The organism is Flavobacterium sp. (assembly GCF_023151265.1).
Lineage (GTDB): Bacteria > Bacteroidota > Bacteroidia > Flavobacteriales > Flavobacteriaceae > Flavobacterium.
In genome coordinates, this window is sequence record NZ_JAKLJH010000200.1 from 1 (window position 1) to 2,867 (window position 2,867).

Consider the following 2,867-nt stretch of genomic DNA (forward strand, 5'->3'; position numbering starts at 1 on the left):
AACGATATAGCGCATTTTTCCAAATTATTTCATTTGGAATTCAAACAATCTCCTTCTGAATATAGACTGAACCGAATGAACAAACCATTGAACTAAAAACAAAAAAGTAATTCCCGAAGTCTTTCCATTTTTGTGTTGTAAATCAAAACATTAAAAACAAATGGAAAATTCAAAATTAATTCAAACAGAAACTGTTCTAATAAATGCTTCACGAGAAAAAGTGTGGGACATATTGTTTAATCGCTTTGGGCAAACTCATCTGTATAATCCGAACATTATGGGTTCACATGATACAACTTCTAATCAAGGTGAGGTGGGTTGTGAGCGACAATGCAATATTGACAAAAAAACTTTTATCCGAGAAAAAGTTATTGGAGTTGAAGAATACAACCTAATTGTCATTGATACGATTGGTGGAAATATGCCTTTGGTAAAGCATATGCAGATTAAAATTAAGCTTGAGGAACTTTCTCCAAGTAAGACTAAAGTAAACATGGAGGCAGAATATAATACTAAGCCCGCTTTCATGGCCGTGCTTGTACGCAGCATGTTTAAGAAAATGCTCACAAGTGTACTTATAGGATTAAAGTACTATTTAGAAACGGGAAAGACCGTCTCAAAAGAAAATTACAAAGTAATTTCTAAAGAATACTATTCACTTCCAGTTGGAACTACATTCAATTTTTAATTTAAAAAATAACAAAATGAGAAATTTAACAAACACTAGCGCAAGTAGCTTGCTTGCCACTAACAGATTTTTTTTAGGAATAATATTTTTAATGACTGGTATAATGAAGATTGGTTTTGAACAATTTGGATCAGCTTGGGGTATACAACTTCAGGAAGCACAAATTCCTTTTTCCGAAACAATATATTGGTTAGTTCCTGTTCTTGAGGTTATACTAGGAGGATTACTCTTAATTGGGATTTATTCTCGAGTAAGTGCTGCGCTTATTTTACCTATAATGCTTGTTGCTATTTATGTTCACATTGTAGTAGAAAATCCGGCAGCCTTTCCCGCTCAGCCACAAATACCAATAATGCCAGCTATAGTAATTATGATGAGTTTATTTACCCTAATAAAAGGTGCGGGTAATTGGAGTTGGGATTTAAGAGTTTCAAATTGTCCAAATCACAAGCACAATTAACCCTTTTACACAATTAATTGAGCTAAACAGAAAAATAGCATTGAAACAATTGATGGAAATTTGTGCAATTAAATCACTTAAGTTAAATAATTAAAAAAGCAAATTATGGTAAATTTAAAATTAGAAAACACCTCGCATTCTCAAAAAGCAAATGAAATTCTTGAGAACACTAAAAAGGGATTAGGTTTTGTCCCAAACATGTATGAACGCATGGCAAAAAACACAGCCTTACTGGATGCTTACACTTATTCATATGCAAGTTTCCGATCAAATTCGGGATTTAGTCCTGTTGAACAAGACGTGATTTTTCTTTCAGTAGCGTATGAAAATGACTGCGAGTATTGTGTTGCGGCTCATAGTTTTGTTGGAGATAAAATGACTATGGTTCCAAAAGAAGTGACAGACGCAATAAGAGAAGGAAGGCAAATACCTGATCCAAAACTGAGAGCTCTATCAAAACTCACTCGAATATTAACTTCAACAAGAGGTTTTGCTCCAAAAAGTGAAATAGAGGAATTTATTAAAGTCGGATATACAGAAGTTGATGTTTTAGGAATAATTGCAGGAATAGGAGTTAAAACTATGAGCAACTATTCAAATCACAATACCAAACCTCAATTAGACGAAGTTTTTAGGGAGAGAGAATGGAAAAAGGCATAGTTCATTTGTGACTTTTGTTAAAAAGGAGCCAAAAAACCTTGGCTCCTTTATTTCCTCTATATATTTAACTTTTAATGAAAATCATTTCGGGTCTTCTTAACCTAAATTAGTTCATCCAAAAATTCAACCTACAGGTCACTTAATTTCTGCAAAGGCGAGCAAAATAGGGCTAAAACTTGCTTTGGTGAGGTCTTGAAATAATCATTGGCAAATACCTCGAATTTCCAGTTTCTTTTTACTTTTAATTATATCTTTGTTCCCAAAATAAACCCAATATAGGGGCTTTTTAAGTCGGCTTTATCAGGAGAAGGTTCTTTAAGTTTTCGTTCATTTAGGCTCGGTCTTTTCGGTAGCTTTAATACGTTCCAATAATTCCGGTTCGTGCTCTAAAACCCCCATAAAGTCCAAAATTAGCTCTAAATGTTCGTTAAATTTGTTAGCAGTTTCTCCTGATGGCGCCACCCCCAAAAGAGCGAGTGTGAACAGCGAAAGCGAAACACACCCGCTCTTTTTATTTTACTATATTCTCAAACATTCATTTTTCGTTGAATGAAATCGAAACGATACAGGCCAGAGGTAGTTTTTAGTAAGATGAGTATCTTTGCAAAGATCTAAAAACAATAATCGTGAAAATAGAAATTTGGTCGGACATCATGTGTCCATTTTGTTATATCGGAAAACGCAGACTGGAAGCTGCATTAACAAAGTTTGAAAACAAAGAACATGTAGAGATCATTTGGAAAAGCTATATGCTGAATCCAAATATGAAAACAGATACCGGGAAAAACATCAATCAATATTTAGCCGAAATAAAAGGCTGGTCGCTGGAGCAAGCTAAAGAAATGAATGCACATGTTACCAATATGGCGAAAGAAGTAGGTTTGACGTATGACTTTGACAAAGCCATTGTTGCAAACTCATTAAAAGCACACTGTTTGATCCAATTAGCAAAAACAAAAAACAAAGGCAACGCGATAGAAGAGCGTTTGTTTAAAGCCTACTTTACAGAAGGAAAAAATGTTGATGATGAGAAAACGCTTGTTGAATTGGGAAATGAAA

General features: G+C 34.1%; 4 protein-coding genes. All 4 read left to right on the top strand.

Annotated elements, in window-relative coordinates:
• Positions 1–160 precede the first annotated feature (160 nt).
• On the top strand, positions 161–688 hold the full coding sequence (locus L6Q46_RS13390; protein WP_291284726.1) for an SRPBCC family protein: 528 nt from the start codon (positions 161–163) through the stop codon (positions 686–688).
• A 16-nt stretch (positions 689–704) separates the two neighbouring features.
• Positions 705–1,148, top strand: coding sequence for a DoxX family protein (locus L6Q46_RS13395; RefSeq protein ID WP_291284727.1), 444 nt, complete (start codon positions 705–707; stop codon positions 1,146–1,148).
• A gap of 105 nt (positions 1,149–1,253) precedes the next feature.
• On the top strand, positions 1,254–1,808 hold the full coding sequence (locus L6Q46_RS13400) for a carboxymuconolactone decarboxylase family protein (protein WP_291284728.1): 555 nt from the start codon (positions 1,254–1,256) through the stop codon (positions 1,806–1,808).
• 626 nt (positions 1,809–2,434) lie between these two features.
• Positions 2,435–2,867 (top strand): DsbA family oxidoreductase (locus tag L6Q46_RS13405; RefSeq protein ID WP_291284729.1); only part of this gene is annotated, 433 nt, incomplete at its 3' end.